Origin of the sequence: Streptomyces sp. MBT65 (assembly GCF_016612545.1) — a bacterium.
Classification (GTDB): domain Bacteria; phylum Actinomycetota; class Actinomycetes; order Streptomycetales; family Streptomycetaceae; genus Streptomyces.
Window position 1 is genome coordinate 1 of sequence record NZ_JAENRY010000068.1, and the last position, 19,503, is coordinate 19,503.

General features: G+C 69.3%; 19 protein-coding genes. 15 read left to right on the plus strand and 4 right to left on the minus strand.

Annotation, left to right across the window (positions count from 1 at the left end; all coding sequences use genetic code 11):
- Positions 1–122: 122 nt before the first annotated feature.
- From JHN63_RS17545 to JHN63_RS17560, 4 genes are all read left to right on the plus strand, one after another.
- Entirely contained in the window at positions 123–767 is a 645-nt protein-coding gene (locus JHN63_RS17545) for an HAD family phosphatase (protein WP_200682008.1), read from the plus strand.
- A gap of 68 nt (positions 768–835) precedes the next feature.
- Positions 836–1,531, plus strand: coding sequence for a VC0807 family protein (locus tag JHN63_RS17550; RefSeq protein WP_200682009.1), 696 nt, complete (start codon positions 836–838; stop codon positions 1,529–1,531).
- A 67-nt stretch (positions 1,532–1,598) separates the two neighbouring features.
- Entirely contained in the window at positions 1,599–2,810 is a 1,212-nt protein-coding gene (locus JHN63_RS17555) for an MFS transporter (RefSeq protein WP_200682010.1), read from the plus strand.
- Positions 2,761–3,933, plus strand: a complete 1,173-nt coding sequence (locus tag JHN63_RS17560; RefSeq protein WP_200682011.1) for an acetoin utilization protein AcuC — start codon at positions 2,761–2,763, stop codon at positions 3,931–3,933. Before JHN63_RS17555 ends, JHN63_RS17560 begins: the two co-directional genes overlap by 50 nt.
- A gap of 603 nt (positions 3,934–4,536) precedes the next feature.
- Here the strand turns inward: JHN63_RS17560 and JHN63_RS17565 are convergent.
- Positions 4,537–4,995 (minus strand): spore-associated protein A, encoded by a 459-nt coding sequence (locus JHN63_RS17565; RefSeq protein WP_200682012.1) that lies wholly within the window; start codon positions 4,993–4,995, stop codon positions 4,537–4,539.
- A 204-nt stretch (positions 4,996–5,199) separates the two neighbouring features.
- On the opposite strand from JHN63_RS17565, the gene JHN63_RS17570 reads away from it, so the two are divergent.
- The 5 genes from JHN63_RS17570 to JHN63_RS17590 all read left to right on the plus strand — a co-directional run bounded on the left by JHN63_RS17570 (position 5,200) and on the right by JHN63_RS17590 (position 8,905).
- Complete coding sequence (locus tag JHN63_RS17570; RefSeq protein WP_200682013.1) at positions 5,200–6,015, plus strand: phosphatase; 816 nt, start codon at positions 5,200–5,202, stop codon at positions 6,013–6,015.
- A 129-nt stretch (positions 6,016–6,144) separates the two neighbouring features.
- The gene (locus JHN63_RS17575) at positions 6,145–6,357 is read left to right on the plus strand and encodes a helix-turn-helix domain-containing protein (protein WP_004984898.1); all 213 of its coding nucleotides are present in this window, start codon (positions 6,145–6,147) and stop codon (positions 6,355–6,357) included.
- A gap of 111 nt (positions 6,358–6,468) precedes the next feature.
- Positions 6,469–6,567, plus strand: coding sequence for a 30S ribosomal protein bS22 (locus tag JHN63_RS17580; protein WP_003948845.1), 99 nt, complete (start codon positions 6,469–6,471; stop codon positions 6,565–6,567).
- Between the two features lie 191 nt (positions 6,568–6,758).
- Positions 6,759–7,820, plus strand: a complete 1,062-nt coding sequence (locus JHN63_RS17585; RefSeq protein WP_200682014.1) for an NAD-dependent epimerase/dehydratase family protein — start codon at positions 6,759–6,761, stop codon at positions 7,818–7,820.
- A gap of 14 nt (positions 7,821–7,834) precedes the next feature.
- The gene (locus JHN63_RS17590; RefSeq protein WP_200682015.1) at positions 7,835–8,905 is read left to right on the plus strand and encodes a lysophospholipid acyltransferase family protein; all 1,071 of its coding nucleotides are present in this window, start codon (positions 7,835–7,837) and stop codon (positions 8,903–8,905) included.
- A gap of 105 nt (positions 8,906–9,010) precedes the next feature.
- Here JHN63_RS17590 and JHN63_RS17595 read toward each other — a convergent pair whose 3' ends face one another.
- The 3 genes from JHN63_RS17595 to JHN63_RS17605 all read right to left on the minus strand — a co-directional run bounded on the left by JHN63_RS17595 (position 9,011) and on the right by JHN63_RS17605 (position 12,500).
- Positions 9,011–10,231: a DUF5667 domain-containing protein gene (locus JHN63_RS17595; protein WP_200682016.1), complete on the minus strand. Its 1,221-nt coding sequence runs from the start codon at positions 10,229–10,231 to the stop codon at positions 9,011–9,013.
- 235 nt (positions 10,232–10,466) lie between these two features.
- Entirely contained in the window at positions 10,467–11,240 is a 774-nt protein-coding gene (locus JHN63_RS17600; RefSeq protein WP_026151088.1) for an ECF subfamily RNA polymerase sigma factor, BldN family, read from the minus strand.
- A gap of 315 nt (positions 11,241–11,555) precedes the next feature.
- Positions 11,556–12,500, minus strand: coding sequence for an HAD family phosphatase (locus JHN63_RS17605; protein ID WP_200682017.1), 945 nt, complete (start codon positions 12,498–12,500; stop codon positions 11,556–11,558).
- 114 nt (positions 12,501–12,614) lie between these two features.
- Between JHN63_RS17605 and JHN63_RS17610 the strand changes: the two genes are divergently transcribed.
- From JHN63_RS17610 to hemB, 6 genes are all read left to right on the plus strand, one after another.
- Entirely contained in the window at positions 12,615–12,854 is a 240-nt protein-coding gene (locus JHN63_RS17610; RefSeq protein WP_234477284.1) for a glutaredoxin family protein, read from the plus strand.
- A 247-nt stretch (positions 12,855–13,101) separates the two neighbouring features.
- On the plus strand, positions 13,102–13,863 hold the full coding sequence (locus JHN63_RS17615; RefSeq protein WP_200682019.1) for a redox-sensing transcriptional repressor Rex: 762 nt from the start codon (positions 13,102–13,104) through the stop codon (positions 13,861–13,863).
- On the plus strand, positions 13,860–15,572 hold the full coding sequence (locus JHN63_RS17620; RefSeq protein WP_200682020.1) for a glutamyl-tRNA reductase: 1,713 nt from the start codon (positions 13,860–13,862) through the stop codon (positions 15,570–15,572). Before JHN63_RS17615 ends, JHN63_RS17620 begins: the two co-directional genes overlap by 4 nt.
- The gene (hemC, locus tag JHN63_RS17625) at positions 15,569–16,528 is read left to right on the plus strand and encodes a hydroxymethylbilane synthase (RefSeq protein ID WP_200682021.1); all 960 of its coding nucleotides are present in this window, start codon (positions 15,569–15,571) and stop codon (positions 16,526–16,528) included. The genes JHN63_RS17620 and hemC overlap by 4 nt, the downstream gene beginning before the upstream one ends.
- The gene (locus JHN63_RS17630; RefSeq protein ID WP_200682022.1) at positions 16,525–18,231 is read left to right on the plus strand and encodes a uroporphyrinogen-III synthase; all 1,707 of its coding nucleotides are present in this window, start codon (positions 16,525–16,527) and stop codon (positions 18,229–18,231) included. Before hemC ends, JHN63_RS17630 begins: the two co-directional genes overlap by 4 nt.
- 198 nt (positions 18,232–18,429) lie before the next feature.
- Complete coding sequence (gene hemB, locus JHN63_RS17635) at positions 18,430–19,422, plus strand: porphobilinogen synthase (protein WP_200682023.1); 993 nt, start codon at positions 18,430–18,432, stop codon at positions 19,420–19,422.
- Positions 19,423–19,503: the final 81 nt, after the last annotated feature.

Genomic DNA, 19,503 nt, shown 5'->3' on the forward strand with positions numbered 1-19,503 from the left:
ACAGCGCCGATGGTACTGCAGGGGGGACCCTGTGGGAGAGTAGGACGCCGCCGAACAAATATTGCGAAAACCCCCGTACCGTTAAATCGGTACGGGGGTTTTCTGCGTTTAGGCTCAGCAGTATGCGCTATGACCTCGTGATCTTCGACAACGACGGTGTCCTCGTCGACAGTGAGCCGATCTCCAACAGGCTGCTGGCCGGCTATCTCACCGAGCTCGGGCACCCGACCTCCTACGAGGAGTCCCTCCGCGACTACATGGGGGCGGCGATGCACCGCGTACATGATCTCGTCGAGGAGCGGACCGGGCAGCGGTTGCCGGACGACTTCGACGAGGTCTTCCACGCTCGCGTATTTGCCGCGTTCGAGCGGGAGTTGAAGCCCGTGGCCGGGTCCGTCGATGTGCTGGAGAGACTGGTCGCGCACGGGGTGCCGTACTGCGTGGCGTCGTCGGGGAGTCATCAGCGGATTCGGGTGGGGCATCGGACGACGGGGCTGGACGAGTGGTTCGAGGACGACTGGGTCTTCAGCTCCGAGGACGTGGGGCGGGGGAAACCCGCGCCGGATCTGTTCCTGTACGCGGCCGAGCGGATGGGTGTCGCGCCGGAGCGGTGTGTCGTCGTAGAGGACAGTCCGTTGGGGGTGCGGGCTGGGGTGGCGGCCGGGATGGACGTGTATGGGTTCACCGCCATGACGCCTGCTGAGCGGCTGGCCGGGGCCAGGCAACTCTTCGGTGATATGCGGGAGTTGCCTGGCCTGCTCGTCTGACATTTGTCATGCCGAGGTCCGGACGATCGGTTCTACTGCCGGCCCGGGCTCCCCGGCAGTCTGAGGGCATGACGACGGACACGGGCTCCATGAAGAAGAACCTCGCGCCGCTGCTCGCGGACGTGGCGGTGCCGATCGGGTCGTACTACCTGCTGAAGGGCGGGTTCGGGATGGGGACCGTGGCGGCGCTGGGGTGGAGCAGTGTCGTGCCGGCGGTGCGGACCGGGTGGGGGGTCGTCGCGGAGCGGAAGGTCCATGCCTTCGCCGCGTTGATCCTCTTTGTGAACGTCGTCGGGCTGCTGCTCAGCTTTGTGGCCGGTGATCCGCGGCTGATGCTCGCGAAGGACAGTGGGGTCAGCAGTGCCGTCGGGATCGGGATCCTGGTGTCCGTGTGGGTGGGGAAGCCGATGATGACCGCCGGTATGAAGCCTTTCCTGGTGAAGGGTGATCCGGCGCGGGAGGCCGCGTTCGAGCGGCTGTTGGGCGGGTCGGCGGGGTTTCGGCGGGCCGAGCGGCGGTTCTCGGTGGTGTGGGGTGTGATGCTGCTCGGCGAGTGCCTCGCGCGGATCGTCGGGGTGTACACGTTGCCCGTGGACACCATGGTGTGGCTGGGCACGGTCGTGATGGTGGGGACGATGGTCGTGACCGCGGTGGTCAGCGGGGGGCTCGCGGTCGGGCCGATGGCGGAGATGATCGATGCCGAGGTCGCGGCCGGGGATGTGTCCTCACCTGCGGTTCTTCCTTCGCTCGTCGTCGCTCGGTAAAGGTGAGCAGAATTCATCTTTGGCTGGATCTACCCACGAGTACGCCGGGGCCCTTACGCTCGCCGCCATGACAGATGTGCTGCGGCGCGGTAGGGCCTCTTTGGCGTTCAGCTTCTTCGCTCAGGGCGCCACCTTCGCGTTGCTCGTGACACGCATCCCCGCGATCCAGGACCGGTACGGGGTCTCGGACGGGCTGCTGCCCGTCTTCCTGGCCGCCGTGCCGATCCTCGCCGGCGTCGGGAGCGTGACCACCGAGCAGTTGGTGAAGCGAATACGGCCCAGCGTGCTGCTGCGCTGGTCCCAGCCCGTCGTCCTCCTGGCGCTGCTCGGGGTCGGGGCGGGCGACAGCATGGCCGAACTGGCCGTCGCGCTCGGGGCGTTCGGGCTCGGTGTGGGTGCGCTGGACGCCTCGATGAACATGCTCGGGGTGAGCCTGCAGCGGTCGTACGGGCGGAGCATCATGCTCAGCTTCCATGCCGCGTACAGCCTGGGCGGGATCGTGGGGGCCTCGCTGGCGTGGGCGGGGGCGCACTGGCATCTCGCGTTGTGGGTGTCGTATCTGCCGGTTGTGGCTGTGTTGTTGCCGGCTGCCTTTGTGGGGAGTCGGTGGTACGTCGACGGGAGTGGGCCGGAGGCGGAGGGCGAGGGGGCCGAGGCCGGGCCGCTCGTCTTCAAGTTGCTGCTGCCCTTGTGTCTGGTGATGACCTTCGCCTATATCGGGGACTCGACCGTCTCCAACTGGAGTGCGAAGTACCTGAAGGACGTGCTGGGGAGTTCGGAGCAGGTCGCGACCGTTCCGTACAACGTCTACATGGTGATGTGCCTGGTCGGGCGGGGGATCGGGGACCTCGGGGTGCGGAAGTTCGGGGCTGTCGCCGTCGTACGGCTGGGGGCTGTGGTGGCCGCGGTCGGGTTCGCGGTGGTGGCCGTGGCGCCGGGGGCCGGGGTCGGGATGCTCGGGTTCACGTTGCTGGGGCTCGGGCTGTGTGTGCTGGTGCCGCAGACGTTCGCGGCGGCCGGGCGGTTGTTCCCGGGGGCTTCGGACACGGCCATTGCGCGGCTCAATGTCTTCAATTACGTGGGGTTTCTGATCGGTTCGCCGTTGGTGGGGGCGTTGGGGGATGCCTGGAGTTATCGCGGGGCGATGCTCGTGCCGATGGTGTTGGTGCTGGTGACGTTGGTGTACGCTCGCTCGTTCGCGCCGGCGGAGGGCCGGTACGGTGACGGGCATGAGCGGGCGCGCACAGCTGATGTGGGACGAGGCAGTAACGGGCTATGACTTCGGCCGGGACCATCCGATGGACCCGGTCCGGCTCGCCCTGACGCGGAGCCTTGTCGATGCCTTCGGGCTCGACAAGGACGTGGATGTGGTGGCGGCGAAGCCTGCCGGTGATTCGACGTTGCGGCTCGTCCATCGGGAGGACTACGTCGAGGCGGTGAAGGCCGCGTCGGCGGATCCGGGGTCGGCGGACGGGGCGTATGGGCTCGGGACCATGGATGATCCCGCCTTTGCCGGGATGCATGAGGTGTCGGCGTTGATCGCGGGGCAGTCGGTGGGGGCTGCTGAGGCTGTGTGGGGCGGGGATGCGCTGCACGCCGTGAACTTCTCGGGTGGGCTGCATCACGCTATGCCGGGAGCTGCCTCCGGGTTCTGTATCTACAACGATGCCTCGTTGGCCATTGCCCGGCTGTTGGAGCTGGGGGCCGAGCGGGTCGCGTACGTCGATGTGGATGTGCATCACGGGGACGGGGTCCAGGCGGCGTTCTGGGAGGACCCGCGGGTGCTGACGATCTCCCTGCATGAGCATCCGCGGACCTTGTTTCCGCAGACCGGGTGGCCCGAGGAGATCGGGGCGGGGGCGGGCGAGGGCTCGGCGGTCAATGTGGCGTTGCCGGCCGGGACCGGGGACGCGGGGTGGCTGCGGGCCTTTCACGCCGTCGTACCGGAGCTGATCGCGGACTTCCGGCCGCAGGTGCTGGTGACGCAGCACGGGGCCGATACGCACTTCGAGGATCCGCTCGCTCATCTCGCGGTGTCGCTGGACGCGCAGCGGGCTGTGCAGGTGGCGTGCCATGAGCTCGCGCACGAGTACGCGGACGGGAAGTGGGTCGCGCTCGGTGGGGGTGGTTATGCGGTGGTGGAGGTGGTGCCGCGGTCGTGGACGCATCTGGTCGCGATCGCTGCGGGGCGGGAGATCGCGCCCGAGGCGGTGATTCCTGAGGGGTGGCGGCAGCAAGTGTTCGCTCGGACGCGGGAGTTGGGGCCGCAGCGGATGACGGACGGGCGGTGGCCGGTGGCTTACGCCGACTGGGAGTCGGGGTATGACCCTGCGGATCGGCTGGATCAGGCGGTTGTGGCGGCTCGGCGGGCGGTGTTCCCGTTGCGGGGGCTGCTGGCGTAGGCCTCCGGCGGTGGAGCGGATGATCGTGCGGGGTCGTTGGGGTGGGCGTCCCTGGGGGCTGCGCCCCCAGACCCCGCTTCGGCCCTGAAGGGGCCTCGTCCTCAAACGCCGGACGGGCTGAATAATGCGGGCCTGGGTTGAAAGGTGCGGGTCGGGCTGGGTGTTGGCGCCCTGCGTTGGGAAGGCGCCGGTCGGCCTGGATGTTGGTGGCCCGTGTTGGAAAGGTGCCGGACGGGCTGAATGTTGGCGGCCTGTATTGGAGAAGTGCCGGGCGGCCTGGGCGGTGGCGGCCCGTGTCGGAAGGTGCCGGACGGGCTGGGTTTGCTGACCGGCGCTGGAAAGTGCGGCCGGCCAGCCGCGACGTGCGGCCGACCGGCGTAGAAGAGTGGCCGACCGCGAAATAAGGCCGACCAGCATGGAAGAACGACCCGCCTGACACCGGCATCGAAGCGTGCCCGACTCCGGCGTCGCAGAGTGGCCGGCATCGAAGCGTGGCCCCCGCCGACCAACGGCCGCCGCCGAAGCACGGCCGCCGAGGGCAGGTGGTCAGCCTGCCCCCGGCGTTCGTGGGTCAGGCGCAGTGGCCTGAGTTGCGCCCGTGGGTCAGCCGCAGTGGCCCGAGTCGCCGCCCGTGGCTGTGCCGATGACGCCCTGCCATACGGCGCAGTAGCCGCGGGCGGACATGTAGACGGGGCCCGCGTACGTCGTGTACTGGCCGCTGTCGACTACCGGGTTGTGCTCGTAGTTGACGGCGATGTTGAGCTCGACGGCCATGTGGATCTTCGCGCCGGGGGTGTTGCGGATGGTCACGGCGCAGTTCTTGCCGGTCGACTCGTTCCAGGTGAGGAAGACCTTGCCGACGTTGCCGACCGGCGTGGAGTCGATGACCTTGTAGCCGGTGCCGCAGGCGCCGTTGTACGTGGCGGTGGCTGCCGCCCTGGCGGACGTGGAGGTGGTGGCCGCCGAGGCCGGGGCGGTGGCGGCGATCGTGCCGCCGAGCGCCAGGGTGGCGAGGGCGGCGGCGGTCGTGGTGCGGCGGGACAGCTTCGTCTTCAGCTGCATCGTGGTGTTCCCCCTGTTGGTTTTTCTGATGGTCAACTTGCCTGGGACGGATGGTCGTTGCCGTCCACGCAGAGTGAGACCCGGGAATCCGTACGACGGTTGTGGCCGCTTTTGTCACCGTTCTGTCACCGGTGTTACGCCAACCGCGCGGTGTTTCCCGCGTTCCCGCCGTGCCCGGTGGCGCTGTCTGTCAGCATCGCTCCCGTGTTGACCGCCGGCGCCCTCCGCGCCCATCTGCTGGCCGCCCGGCTGGCCGGACCCGTGGCCACCTCGCGGGAGGAGAGCCTTCGGAGCTATCGCGCCTTCGCCGCCCGTGATCCCCGGGTGTTGATCGGACTCGATCCCGAATGGACGTGGGGGCAGCGGGATTTGATGGGGTTGATGGCGGACAAGTGTGGGGTTTCGGCCGACCCGACGCACACTTCCGGGCATGATGTGATCGACCCGGAGCGGACGTTGACCGCCCTGGACGCGTTCGCCGACCGCTTGGGCGCGGTGGCTGAGCGCAACGGACCCGTGCTGCTCGGCACCGGGCATCCGCATCGACTGCTCGGGTTCTACGCCGCGTTGGCGGACGCCTTGTCGGCGGCGGGATGTGCTGTTCTCACCCCTGCGCAGGGTCTCTCTGTCGACATAACGACCCGGTTCGGTCTACGCACGTACAACCTTGATTACGTACAGGGCGTCGCGCTCGTCCGCGAACCGGGCCCCGAACGCACCGGTTGTGAGCCCGGCGCACACACGCACTCACCGCTCCCGGTTCGGACGGTGCTGGGGGCTGCGGCGGAGGCCGGAGGGGTGCTTCCGGAGCTGGTGATCGGGGACCACGGATGGGTCTGCGGAGCAGGTCAGCTGGGGTTCGAGGCCATTGGGCTGGCCGATACGGACGATCCCGCGCTCTTCGTGGGGGAGGCCGAGGGGTCGGTGTCCGTCGTAGTTCCACTTGACGACGCCGTGCGGTCCGCTTACTACCGGCCGCTTACCCGCTACGTACTCAATCGAGCGTGTCTGTCACAGTAGGCCGCCGATGGGTGCACCTCTTCCCCACTCGCATCACACGCCCCTACATTGGGGAGTGAGCACGCAACGACGAAGAGTCACCGGAAGGGGAAGCCGGTGACCGTCGAGTGCGGAAGGTTCAGGTGTGTCATGGCTGCAGCTGGCGAGAGGCCTCTGAACGAGGTTCAGTTCCTTACCGTGGCGGAGGTCGCCTCGGTGATGCGAGTGTCGAAGATGACCGTGTACCGGTTGGTGCACAGCGGTCATCTGCCCGCTATCCGGGTGGGGCGGTCCTTCCGCGTCCCCGAGCAAGCGGTACACGAGTACCTTCGCGAGAGTTATGTGGGGGTGGAGACAGCCTGAGGCGATACCTCGATTACGACCTCAGCGCTCGGACGGGTAGGCTGGCCCCTTGTAGGTCGTATGGGCCCATGATGCCCAGCACCGAGTGATGAGAAGTGAGCGAGGGTAGTCGTGGGCTCTGTTATCAAGAAGCGGCGCAAGCGGATGGCTAAGAAGAAGCACCGCAAGCTGCTGAAGCGCACGCGCGTGCAGCGTCGTAACAAGAAGTAGGCGACGCGGCGCCGCGAGAGCGTCTCCTGTGGCCCCCCACCGCATTCGGTGGGGGGCCACAGTTATGCCCGTGTCCGTGTCATGTGCCGAATGTGGGTACTCGGGTTCTCGTGCGTCAGGCGGTCATCACAGCGCAACACCGAACCGCTAGGTTGGCCGCACACGGGTAACTCAAAAGGAAGGCGCTGATCTTGGGGAAGGTCGTGCTCGTGACCGGAGCGGCCCGTCAGTTGGGGGGCCGGTTCGTACGACGCATTCAGCGTGATCCGGAAGTGGACCGGGTGATCGCCGTGGACGCGGTCGTGCCCGGGCACCATCTCGGGGGCGCGGAGTTCATCCAGGCCGACATCCGGCAGCCGACCATCGCGCGGGTGCTCGCCGAGTCGGGCGCCGACACGGTCGTCCACATGGACGTGACGGGCACCGCGCTGGGCAGCGGCAGCCGGACCACGGTCAAGGAGACCAACGTCATCGGCACCATGCAGCTGCTGGGCGCCTGCCAGAAGTCGCCGGTCGTGAAGCGGCTGGTGGTGAAGTCCAGCACGAACGTCTACGGCTCCGCCCCGCGCGACCCGGCCGTCTTCACCGAGGGCACCCCGCCGAAGTCCCTGCCGAGCGGCGGCTTCGCCAAGGACACCGTCGAGGTCGAGGGCTACGTCCGCGGCTTCGCCCGCCGCCGCCCCGACGTCGCCGTGTGCGTGCTGCGGTTCGCCAACATCCTTGGTCCTACGGCCGATTCGCCGCTCGCGTCGTACTTCTCGCTGCCGGTGCTGCCGACCGTGTTCGGCTACGACCCGCGGCTGCAGTTCGTGCACGAGGACGATGTGATCGACGTCCTGCGGATCGCCTCGCACGACCCGGAGCGGGGCACGCTCAACAGCGGCACCTTCAACATCGCCGGGGACGGCGTCCTGCTGCTCTCCCAGTGCTCGCGGCGGCTGGGCCGCCCGACCGTGCCGCTGCTGCTGCCGGCGGTCACCTGGGCCGGTTCCCTGGTGCGTACGCTGGGGATGACGGACTTCTCCCCGGAACAGATCCGGCTGCTCACCCACGGCCGGGTCGTGTCGACGGTCCAGATGCGCGAGACGCTGGGGTTCAAGCCGAAGTACACGACCGCCGAGACCTTCGCGGACTTCGCGCGCAGCCAGGGCCCGGGGCTGCTGCCGCCCGAGGCCGTCGCGGGGGCCGTCGACCGGATCGCCGCGCTGTCCCTGCCGGGCGGTGGCCACCCCCCGACGCCGAGCGCCAACTGAGGAGCGCATCAACGATGGCGGATGCCAAGGTCATTCCGTTCGACGACGACCGGTCCCGTGCGAACGGCGTGCAGCGGCCGCAGCGGCGCCGGAGCGCGGGAAGCCGGCGCAAGAACGGCGAGCCCGCGCTGGTCCATGAGGTCCAGCCCCTGCCGGTCCGGGACTTCGCGCAGGATGATGTTCCTGTGACGCGTGAGGAACATGAGCCGGAGCAGACACCGGACGAGGACATCCAGCAGATGCTGGGCGGCCTGGAGCGCCGGGTCGCCCACGGCCTGTCCTTCCTGCGCCGCCGGCTCACCGGGGACTACGACGTCGACGACTTCGGCTACGACGAGGAGCTCACCGACGAGGTCCTGATGCCGGCGCTGCGCCCGCTGTACGAGAAGTACTTCCGGGTCGAGGTCAAGGGCATCGAGAACATCCCAGCGGAGGGCGGCGCGCTGATCGTCGCCAACCACTCGGGGACGCTGCCGCTGGACGGCGTGATGATGCAGATCGCCGTGCACGACAACCACCCGGCGGGCCGCCACCTGCGCCTCCTCGCGGCGGACCTCGTCTTCATGCTCCCGGTGGTCAACGAACTCGCCCGCAAGGCCGGCCACACCCTCGCCTGCGCGGAGGACGCCGAACGGCTGCTGGGCCGGGGCGAGTTGGTGGGTGTGATGCCGGAGGGCTTCAAGGGCATCGGCAAGCCGTTCAGCGAGCGCTACAAACTCCAGCGCTTCGGCCGCGGCGGCTTCGTCTCCACGGCCCTGCGCAAGGGCACGCCGATCATCCCGTGCTCGATCGTGGGCGCGGAGGAGATCTACCCGATGATCGGCAACTCCAAGACCCTCGCCCGCGTCCTGGGCTTCCCGTACTTCCCGATCACACCCACGTTCCCGTGGCTGGGTCCGCTGGGCGCGATCCCGTTGCCCACGAAGTGGACGATCCAGTTCGGCGAACCCATCCCCACGGACGGCTACCCGCCGGAGGCGGCCGAGGACCCGATGCTGATGTTCAACCTCACGGACCAGGTGAGAGAGCAGATCCAGCACACGCTGTACAAGCTGCTGGTGCAGCGCAGGTCGGTGTTCTTCTGAGGTTGGCTTCTCGTGGGTGTCATCTGAGAAACCTGATGATCGGCTGTACGACGTCGGGGGCGCCCCTCGCAGTGAGAGGCGCCCCCAACTCGTCATCAGGGACTGCTAGTTCGCGTCCTCGCTGTCGATGCCCAGGCCCGGCAGCAGGCCCGGGAGCAGGGGCGGGAGGGTGACGTCCGGTTCCGTGAGGGACGGCTTGGTCGTGGACGGGGACGCCGTGCCGGAGGACTTCGGGGGGTCCAGGAGGCCGCCCGTGTTGCCGCCGAGGAGGCCGTCGCCGGACGTGGCGGACTGGCTGGGGGTGCTGGAGTGGCTGGACTCCGCCGAGCCGTCGGTGGTGCTCGGAGTCGTCGAGCGGTGCGTGCCGGTGGAGCCGCCCGTGGAGGTCGTACCGGGAGCGCGGTGTCTGCCCGTTCCCCCGCTGCTGGGCTTCGCCGGGGGCTGGGGCAGCAGCGACTGGAGCGGGGCGACCTCTTCGTCTATGGCGTCGAAGACCGAGGAGACCTGCTCGCTGACGTCGCCGAGCTGGACGGGGAGGCGGTCGCGCAGGGCGCCCCAGGCCTCGCGGTGCGAGCGGGAGAACGTGGAGAGGGCCTGGATGGGGCCCAGTGAGTTCGGGTCCTGCTCGTACGCCTCGTGCAGCAGACGGTGGCCCTCGGACGCGTCGTGCGTCATCCCGGCGAGCGTGCGGCGGATCTCGCCGAGCTGCTCGTGGTCGAGGTGGCCGCCGCGGTCCCGCTCGATCAGCCGGCGTGCCTCGCTCAGGCGGTTGGACGCCTGGTCGAGGTAGGCCACACCGCGCTGGTCGTCGCCGTCGGACAGGTAGTTGAGCTTGAAGTCCTCGATGCCGCGCTTCAGGCCGTAGAGCGAGTCACCGGGCAGGGCGCCCGAACTCGCCGCGGCCACTCCGCCGAAGGCACCCGCGGCCACCCCGACGCTCAGTCCGCCGGCCGCTAGGCCCTTGGAGAGCCGGGACCGGGGTCGCAGCTTGCCCAGACCGGTGGCCCGGTGCGTGCCCCGGGACCGGTGGGAGCGCTGCTCCGGTACCGAGGGTTCGGGTGCCTCGCCTTGCAGCATGGCCTCGAACGCGGCGACCAGCTGAGCCCGCTGGACCACCTTGACCTCGGGGTCCAGCACGGGTTTGGGCAGCTCGCCGAGACCGGTGGCGAAGGCCAGCATGCGGCCCTGCTCGGTCTGTTCCGCAGCAGCCGGGGCCGGGGCCGGTCCTTCGGACTGCTCGGCCGCCGTGCCCTGGTCGGACTGCTCCTCTTCCAGGGCCTGGGCGAAGGCGTTCGCCCGCCGGTGCGCCGATACGTTCGCGATCACTGGCGGCACCTCCTCTCGCGTCATGACGGTCGACTCCCCAGGGGGTCCTGAGGGTTGCACAGCCTGACCGCATCCACACGATCGAGTGATCGGGGAGGGCCAGGTCGTGACCACAGGGAGCCTGTATCCCGCACAACGAGTGGCGCGGCACTTGGGTTACGGACGACGGATGATCCGACCGCGAACTCAACGGACTTTCACTGAGCGCGAGTTGGGCGTTACCCAGCGTGTGCCGTCAGCGGGCGTCGTCCGGGAGGAGCCGGGCGAGAGTGCGCACGGCCCGGTACTGGAGGGTCTTGATCGCACCCTCGTTCTTGCCCATCACCCGGGCGGTCTCCGCGACGGAGAGGCCCTGGAGGAAACGCAGCGTCACGCACTCCTGCTGCTGCGGGTTGAGCCGTCGTACGGCGTCCAGGAGGGCCGCGTTCGACAGGGACTCCAGGACGGAGTCCTCGGGGGAGCGCTCGACCTCGTTGGCGTCGAGCATCTCGCCGGTGGTGACTTCCAGCCGGAAGCGGCTCGACTTGAAGTGGTCGGCCACCAGGTTGCGGGCGATCGTCACCAGCCAGGCGCCGAAATCCCGACCCTGATAGGTGAACGTGCCGATGCGCCGCAGGGCGCGCAGAAAGGTCTCGCTGGTGAGGTCCTCGGCGGTGGCTTTGCCTCCCACTCGGTAGTAGATGTACCGGTACACAGTGTCGCTGTACTGGTCGTAGAGGCGGCCGAAGGCGTCGGCTTCGCCGGCCTGGGCACGCTCCACGAGGTCCATCATCCGGGCGCTGTCGCTGTCAGCGGCCGGACGTCGTGCGGTGGCGGCGCCGGCCGAGCGCCCTCGTCTGCCAACAGCCGCGCCGCCGTCGGCCAGTGCGTAGCACGGACCGACGGGTGCGGTGGTGGCGAAGGCGGCGGGGACGGCGTACGCGGTGGGGACGAAGCCGCGCAACAGGTCTTGGACCGTTGCGCGCAGCGTAGCCAGGCCCGAGGCGTCAACCCCGACGTGTGGGTACACGGGACTCCCAGAGGCAGAGCTTCCATCACGTGCAGTACCGGAACATTCACCCGTCGTAGCGACGGAGGGGTACCGGATTGCGTCTGAGGAGAATAACGCTTCGTGCAGGCACTGCTACACCCAGTTGCTCAAATCATCGATTACGTCGCTTCCGTAACCGATTGACGGCCGATCAAGTACCGCAGAGTGACCGGTTGTTGATCGAAGTGGTCCGAATTCAGTCAGGGACCGGGGCGTGTTGTGGCCGTGTGCAGCCAACGTGACTGGACAGCGGGTTACGCGGGTACGACCCGTGGATTGGCTGTGTTTACCGCGTCACCGGCGTCGGCGATGCAATGCGATCGCCGCGGCCGTGCCGCCCGCCACCGCGCCCACGCCGGCCGCCGCCGGGATGCCGACCTTGGCCGCCTTGCGGGCCGTCCGGTAGTCGCGCAGCCGCCAGTCCAGCTCGCGCGCGTGCTTGCGCAGCTTGGAGTCCGGGTTGATGGCGTAGGGGTGCCCGACCAGCGAGAGCATCGGGATGTCGTTGTGCGAGTCGCTGTACGCGGCGCAGCGCGAGAGGTCCAGGCCCTCCGCCGCGGCCAGCGCCCGTACCGCCTCCGCCTTCGCGGGGCCGTGCAGGGGTTCGCCGACCAACTTGCCGGTGTAGACGCCGTCGACGGACTCCGCGACCGTGCCGAGCGCGCCGGTGAGGCCGAGGCGGCGGGCGATCACGTTGGCGATCTCCACGGGGGCCGCTGTGACGAGCCACACCTTCTGGCCCGCGGCGAGGTGCGCCTCGGCGAGGGCGCGGGTGCCGGGCCAGATGCGCTCGGCCATGTACTCGTCGTAGATCTCCTCGCCGATCGACTGGAGTTCGGCGACGCGGTGGCCCTTGACGATGGACAGCGCGGAGTCGCGCGCCTCCTGCATGTGCTCGGGGTCCTCGGAGCCGGCGAGCCTGAAATAGGCCTGCTGCCAGGCGAACTTGAGGAGATCTCGGGTCTCGAAGAACTTCCGCTTGTGCAGGCCTCGGCCGAAGTGGAAGATCGACGCGCCCTGCATGACGGTGTTGTCCAGGTCGAAGAAGGCCGCGGCTCTGTCGTCGCCGAGGACCGGGAACTCCGGTTCCTCCGCTGCTTCTTCCTGCGCGAGGGTGTCCTGTATGTCCTGCGCGTCCTGCGACGACTTGCGCGCTGCCTCCGCAGAGGCCTCGCCTGCCAACACGCTCCGCGCCGTGGCGGAGCGCCTACGGGGAGTGAGCCATCCGAGAGCGGCCATGTCGTGAGCATAGCCAGTTTGTTCGGTGGTTCCGGAGCCGAGAGGTTCGGAGGCTGTGAACTCTCCGCGACCGGGCCGTTAAAGAAGCGCACCGGTGGCGCGAGAATGGGGTGCATGAGTCATCTGGTCACTCTCATCCGCAAGCCCGGCTGCCATCTGTGCGAGGACGCGCAGCTCGTCGTCGAGAAGGTCTGCGCCGACCTCGGAGTCCCCTGGGAACAGAAGGACATCACCGAGGACCAGGCCCTTCACGACGCGTACTGGGAGCAGATCCCGGTCGTCCTGGTGGACGGTAAACAGCACACGTTCTGGAGGGTCGACGAGGGGCGTCTCCGCAAGGAACTGACCAAGTAGTTCAACGCGCACCCGAACGTCGCTTAGGATCGACGGCGGTTTGGTCTCGGGGGCGGGAATTACGAGGAGTGTGGCGGTTTTGCCCCCTGGAATGCGTAGGGAACGCGTGTGCGTGACCCCGGTCACGTTGGGTGGGCAAATCGGACACCATCTTTGTGCACGCGTTCACAAAGACATAGCCTGCTTCCGACGGGGCGGTCTGGGTACGTGTGACCGCCCACAGCCCCGCTCTACCCGCAGGAGCACCGTGGCAACTGGCCGAACTCACCGACCGGCGAGCCGTAGCCGAGGGATTCCCGAGGCCACCGTCGCCCGTCTCCCGCTGTACCTCCGCGCGCTGACCGGACTCTCGGAGCGCTCGGTACCCACGGTCTCCTCCGAGGAGCTCGCGGCCGCCGCGGGGGTCAACTCCGCGAAGCTGCGCAAGGACTTCTCCTACCTCGGCTCCTACGGCACCCGCGGTGTGGGCTACGACGTCGAGTACCTCGTCTACCAGATCTCCCGCGAGCTGGGCCTCACCCAGGACTGGCCGGTCGTGATCGTCGGTATCGGAAACCTCGGCGCCGCCCTCGCCAACTACGGCGGGTTCGCCTCCCGCGGCTTCCGCGTCGCGGCCCTCATCGACGCCGACCCGGCGATGGCCGGCAAGCCCGTCGCGGGCATCCCGGTGCAGCACTCGGACGAGCTGGAAAAGATCATCAGCGACAACGGCGTCTCCATCGGCGTCATCGCGACCCCCGCCGGTGCCGCCCAGCCGGTCTGCGACCGCCTTGTGGCCGCCGGTGTGACCTCCATCCTGAACTTCGCGCCGACCGTGCTGACCGTCCCGGACGGCGTCGACGTGCGCAAGGTCGACCTCTCCATCGAGCTGCAGATCCTCGCCTTCCACGAGCAGCGCAAGGCCGGCGAGGAGGCCGCCGCCCAGGCTGCGCACCCGACCGCCGCGCACCGGGACGACTCCACCGAGCAGGGCCCTGACGGGGACGTCCCCGCCGTGATGCCGGCATGAGTCTCCTCGTCGTCGGGCTGAGCCATCGCAGCGCGCCGGTCAGTCTCCTGGAGCGGGCGACGCTGAACGCGGACGCCCAGATCAAGCTCCTCCAGGACACGGTCGCCGCCGAACCGGCCGCCGAGGCCGCGGTGTTGGCCACCTGCAACCGCATCGAGCTCTACGCCGACGTGGACAAGTTCCACGCGGGCGTCGCGGAGTTGTCCACGCTGCTCGCCCAGCACAGCGGCGTCGGCCTCGACGAGCTCACTCCTTATCTCTACGTGCACTACGAGGACCGGGCCGTCCACCATCTCTTCGCGGTGGCCTGCGGTCTCGACTCGATGGTCGTCGGCGAGGGCCAGATCCTCGGTCAGATCAAGGACTCGCTCGCCAAGGCACAGGAACTGCACTCCGCCGGGCGGCTGTTGAACGACCTGTTCCAGCAGTCCCTCAGAGTCGGCAAGCGCGCCCACTCGGAGACCGGCATCGACCGCGCGGGCCAGTCCCTGGTCACCTTCGGCCTCCAACAGCTCTCTTCCGGTACGCCGGTCGAGACCTGGGCGAAGGGGAAACGGGCCCTGGTCATCGGCGCCGGCTCCATGTCGTCGCTGGCCGCCGCGACCCTCGTCCGGGCCGGCGTCGCCGAGATCGTCGTCGCCAACCGCACCGCCGACCGTGCCGAGCGCCTCGCGCAGATCATCACGGAGAGCCCCGGAACGGACGTGTCCGCCCGCGCGGTACCGATGGATTCGGTGCCGTTCGAGCTGACACGTGCCGATGTCGCCGTGTCCTGCACCGGTGCGACCGGGCTGGTCCTGACCGCCGAGACGGTCGCCGAAGCGGTCGGCGGCCGGGTGCCGCAGGACGCGACGGCCGGTCGTACGGCTGTGTCGGACGACGTACGAGAAACGCTTCCGCCGACCTCCGTCGGGACCGAGGACGGGTGTCCGCTGGACCTGTCCGCGGTGCAGGGGGCCAGTGGCTTTTCCGTGATGGGGGAGGCCGCCGTGGCCGGGATGGACGCGGCGACGCTGGAGCAGCACGCGGCCTGGGTCGGCGGCAGCGCCCTCGACCGGCGCGAGGCGGCCCGGCGGACGCCCGAGGCCGAGGCCGAACTCATCACCGAACTCGCCGCCCTGGCCGCGACCGTCGGACGCATCCCCGAGCGTCGCAGGCCCGAGCCGCTCGCCCAAGTCCCGCGCCCCGCACCGGTGTTGTCGCTCCTCGACCTCGCGATGCCGCGGGACGTGGACGCGGCCGTGCACCGGCTGGCCGGGGTGCGGCTGGTGGACATCGAGTCGCTCGCCGAGGCCTCGGCGGACGCTCCGATGGCGGCGGACGTGGACGCGGTCCGGCGTATCGTCTCCGACGAGGTCGCGGCCTTCGGGGCAGCCCAGCGGGCCGCGCACATCACGCCGACCGTGGTCGCCCTGCGCGCCATGGCCGCCGAGGTCGTCGCGGGTGAGATCGCCCGGCTCGACGGACGGCTGCCCGGCCTCGACGACAAGCACCGCGCCGAGATCACGCAGACCGTACGACGGGTCGTCGACAAGCTGCTGCACGCGCCGACCGTGCGGGTCAAACAGCTCGCGGCCGAGCCCGGCGGCGCCGGGTACGCGGACGCGCTGCGCACCCTGTTCGACCTCGACCAGGAGACGGTGGCCTCCGTCTCCAGGGCCCAACAAGACTCTGAGAACGAGAACAGCAAGAACCGAGGGCCAGCATGAGTAGCAAGGCACTGAGGCTCGGGACCAGGCGGAGCAGACTCGCCCTGGCCCAGTCCGGGTTGGTGGCGAAGGCCGTGAGCCAGGTGACCGGACGGCCCGTCGAGCTCGTCGAGATCACCACCTACGGCGACACCTCCCGCGAGCACCTCGCGCAGATCGGCGGCACCGGGGTCTTCGTGACCGCGCTGCGGGACGCGCTGCTCGGCGGTGAGGTCGACTTCGCGGTTCATTCGCTGAAGGACCTGCCGACCACGCAGCCCGCGGAGCTGGTGCTCGCCGCCGTACCCGAGCGCGAGGACCCGCGGGACGTACTCGTCGCGAAGGACGCCCTGAAGTTCACCGACCTGCCCCGCGGGGCGCGCATCGGTACGGGCTCCCCGCGCCGCACGGCCCAGCTGAACGCGTACGCGCTCGGCCACGGCCTCGACATCGAGACGGTCCCGATCCGGGGCAACGTCGACACCCGGATCGGCTTCGTGCGGGACGGTGAGCTGGACGCTGTCGTCCTGGCCGCCGCCGGACTGAGCCGGATCGGCCGCCTCGACGAAGTGACCGACTTCCTGTCGGTCGACACCGTTCTGCCCGCCCCCGGCCAGGGGGCCCTGGCGATCGAATGTGCCGCGGACAACGCGGACCTGATCGCGGCGCTCGGCGAACTCGACGACCCGTTCACCCGGGTCGCCGTGACCGCCGAAAGGTCCCTGCTCGCCGCCCTGGAGGCCGGCTGCTCCGCCCCTGTGGGCGCGCTGGCCGACCTTCTGGCCGACGGGCAGATTGTCAAGGAAATGCGTCTGCGCGGAATAGTCGGCACGACCGACGGTTCGCGTACGGTGCAGCTGTCCACCACCGGTCCCGTGCCCGAGACGCATGACCAAGCACTGGCGCTCGGTCGCGAACTCGCCGCCGAGATGCTTGCCCAGGGCGCGGCCGGTCTCATGGGGGAGCAAGCCAAGTGAGCCCCACCACTCTTCCCGCCGCCGGTCCTGAACACGGGCACGTCACCTTCCTGGGTGCCGGACCCGGAGATCCGGGACTGCTCACACTGCGCGCCGTAGAGGCGCTCGCGAACGCGGACGTCCTCGTCGCCGAGCACGAGGTGCTCGACGTCGTACGTGCGCACGCCCGAGAGGGCGTAGCCGTCGTGCATCCGGATCCGAGTCCTTCTTCGGGCTCGCTCCCGGGCACAGGCACGCCTCAACTAACGGTTGTTGACGGTGCGTCAACAACCGTTGGCCTACCCGCTGTGCGGGATGCGGCACATCTTGTCATGGAGGCCGCGAGGGGCGGCAGGCGGGTCGTGCGTGCGGTGTCCGGGGACCCCGGACTAGATACGTACGCCGCCGAGGAAATGCTCGCCTGTGTCGCCGCGGGTGTTCCCTTCGAGGTCGTGCCCGGTGTCGCCGCTGCCGTCGGCGTGCCCGCGTACGCCGGTGTCCCGCTGCGGGACGCGCAGGGCGCGGACGTCCGGTTCGTGGACGCCCGTACCGCCTCGGACCGCTGCTGGACCGAGGTCGGGGCGTCGGACGGCACGGTGGTCGTGTCGACGTCGTTGGACTCGGTGGCCGCCGCCGCCGGTGAGCTGGTGGCCGCCGGCCGCAAGCCGGACACCCCCATGACGGTCACAGTGGCTGGTACGACCACTCGTCAGCGCACCTGGTCCGCGACCCTCGGGACCATCGCGCAGACGCTGAAGCAGGCGAAGGTGCTGCCCTCGCCCGATGGCGGCCGGCCGGTGATAGCCGTGGTCGGTGAGCGGTCCGCCGCCGCGCAGCGCGACCAGTTGTCGTGGTTCGAGTCCAAGCCGCTGTTCGGCTGGAAGGTCCTCGTGCCGCGCACGAAGGAGCAGGCGGCGTCGCTCTCCGACCAGTTGCGGTCGTACGGGGCCGTTCCGCACGAGGTGCCGACGATCGCCGTCGAGCCGCCGCGGACGCCTCAGCAGATGGAGCGGGCGGTCAAGGGGCTGGTGACCGGCCGGTACGAGTGGATCGCCTTCACCTCGGTGAACGCGGTCAAGGCCGTGCGGGAGAAGTTCGAGGAGTACGGGCTCGACGCACGGGCGTTCGCGGGGATCAAGGTCGCCGCGGTCGGGGAGCAGACCGCCAACGCGCTGGTCGCCTTCGGTGTGAAGCCGGACCTGGTGCCGAGCGGGGAGCAGTCCGCGGCGGGTCTGCTGGAGGACTGGCCGCCGTACGACCCGGTCTTCGACCCGATCGACCGCGTCTTCCTTCCGCGGGCCGACATCGCCACGGAGACCTTGGTCGCCGGGTTGATCGACCTCGGGTGGGAGGTCGACGACGTGACCGCCTACCGGACGGTGCGGGCGTCGCCGCCGCCGGCGGACACGCGGGAGGCGATCAAGGGGGGTGGCTTCGACGCCGTTCTCTTCACGTCGTCCTCCACGGTGCGGAACCTGGTGGGTATCGCCGGCAAGCCGCACAACGTGACCGTGATCGCGTGTATCGGTCCCGCCACGGCGAAGACCGCCGAGGAGCACGGGCTGCGGGTGGACGTGATGGCTCCGGAGCCGTCCGTGCACAAGCTGGCGGAGGCGTTGGCGAACTTCGGTCTGCGGCGGCGGGCGGCGGCGCAGGAGGCGGGGGATCCGGTGACGCGGCCGAGTGAGCGTCGGCCGGGTGCGCGGCGGCGTCGGACCACCTGAGGTTGTTTGTTCGGCTGGAGGTGTGTGGGGGCGGGCGTCCGTGGGGCGCTGCGCCCCCACACCCCCGCTTCGGCCCCGAAAGGGCCTCGTCCTCAAACTCCCCCAGAGGGGGGACCCCCAACGGGCTGATTCTGTGCACCCTGATCACCGACTCACCGTCGGCAAAGGTGCCCATGTGGCGGGCGTAGCGTAGAACCCATGACGACGTACGGATCCTTTCCCGGCTCTCGCCCCCGGCGGCTTCGGACCAGCCCCGTCATGCGGCGGATGGTCGCCGAGACCCGGTTGCACCCCGCTGACTTCATTCTTCCGGCGTTTGTGCGGGAGGGGGTCAGTGAGCCGGTGCCGATCGGGGCCATGCCCGGGGTGGTGCAGCACACGCGGGACAGTCTGAAGAAGGCCGCCGCCGAGGCCGTGGCCGCCGGGATCTCCGGGATCATGCTGTTCGGGGTGCCCGAGGAGAGCAAGAAGGACGCTCTCGGGACGCCGGGGACCGACCCGGACGGGATTCTCCAGGTCGCGTTGCGGGATGTACGGGCCGAGGTCGGGGACGAGCTGCTCGTCATGTCCGACCTGTGTCTCGACGAGACCACCGACCACGGGCACTGCGGGGTGCTCGACGAGCACGGCCGCGTCGACAACGACGCCACCCTTGAGCGGTACGCCGAGATGGCTCAGGTGCAGGCCGACGCCGGCGCCCACGTCGTCGGGCCCAGCGGGATGATGGACGGGCAGATCGGGGTCGTACGGGACGCGCTCGACCAGATCGGGCGGGAGGATGTCGCGATCCTCGCCTACACCGCCAAGTACTCGTCCGCGTTCTACGGCCCGTTCCGCGAGGCCGTCGGTTCCTCGCTCAAGGGCGACCGCAAGACGTATCAGCAGGACCCGGCCAACACCCGTGAGTCCATGCGGGAGTTGGCGCTGGATCTGGAGGAGGGGGCCGACATGGTGATGGTCAAGCCGGCCGGGCCCTACCTCGACATCCTCGCCAAGGTCGCCGAGGCCGTGGACGTCCCCGTCGCCGCCTATCAGATCTCCGGCGAGTACTCGATGATCGAGGCCGCGGCCGAGAAGGGCTGGGTCGACCGGGACCGGGCGATCTTCGAGACGCTCACCGGGATCAAGCGGGCCGGGGCGCGGAACATCCTCACGTACTGGGCGGTGGAGGCGGCGCAGAAGCTGCGCTGAACCGGGATGCGGACGAGGGATACGGGGCAGGTCCCGCATCGGTTCTTGTGGTCGTTGACGCGGCGTGATCTCCACATAGCA

Coding starts and splice junctions, on each gene's coding strand:
- JHN63_RS17545 (WP_200682008.1), top strand. CDS start 123: ATGCGCTATGACCTCGTGATCTTCGACAACGACGGTGTCCTCGTCGAC.
- JHN63_RS17550 (WP_200682009.1), top strand. CDS start 836: ATGACGACGGACACGGGCTCCATGAAGAAGAACCTCGCGCCGCTGCTC.
- JHN63_RS17555 (WP_200682010.1), top strand. CDS start 1,599: ATGACAGATGTGCTGCGGCGCGGTAGGGCCTCTTTGGCGTTCAGCTTC.
- JHN63_RS17560 (WP_200682011.1), top strand. CDS start 2,761: ATGAGCGGGCGCGCACAGCTGATGTGGGACGAGGCAGTAACGGGCTAT.
- JHN63_RS17565 (WP_200682012.1), bottom strand. CDS start 4,995: ATGCAGCTGAAGACGAAGCTGTCCCGCCGCACCACGACCGCCGCCGCC.
- JHN63_RS17575 (WP_004984898.1), top strand. CDS start 6,145: ATGGCTGCAGCTGGCGAGAGGCCTCTGAACGAGGTTCAGTTCCTTACC.
- JHN63_RS17590 (WP_200682015.1), top strand. CDS start 7,835: ATGGCGGATGCCAAGGTCATTCCGTTCGACGACGACCGGTCCCGTGCG.
- JHN63_RS17605 (WP_200682017.1), bottom strand. CDS start 12,500: ATGGCCGCTCTCGGATGGCTCACTCCCCGTAGGCGCTCCGCCACGGCG.
- JHN63_RS17610 (WP_234477284.1), top strand. CDS start 12,615: ATGAGTCATCTGGTCACTCTCATCCGCAAGCCCGGCTGCCATCTGTGC.
- JHN63_RS17620 (WP_200682020.1), top strand. CDS start 13,860: ATGAGTCTCCTCGTCGTCGGGCTGAGCCATCGCAGCGCGCCGGTCAGT.
- hemC (WP_200682021.1), top strand. CDS start 15,569: ATGAGTAGCAAGGCACTGAGGCTCGGGACCAGGCGGAGCAGACTCGCC.
- hemB (WP_200682023.1), top strand. CDS start 18,430: ATGACGACGTACGGATCCTTTCCCGGCTCTCGCCCCCGGCGGCTTCGG.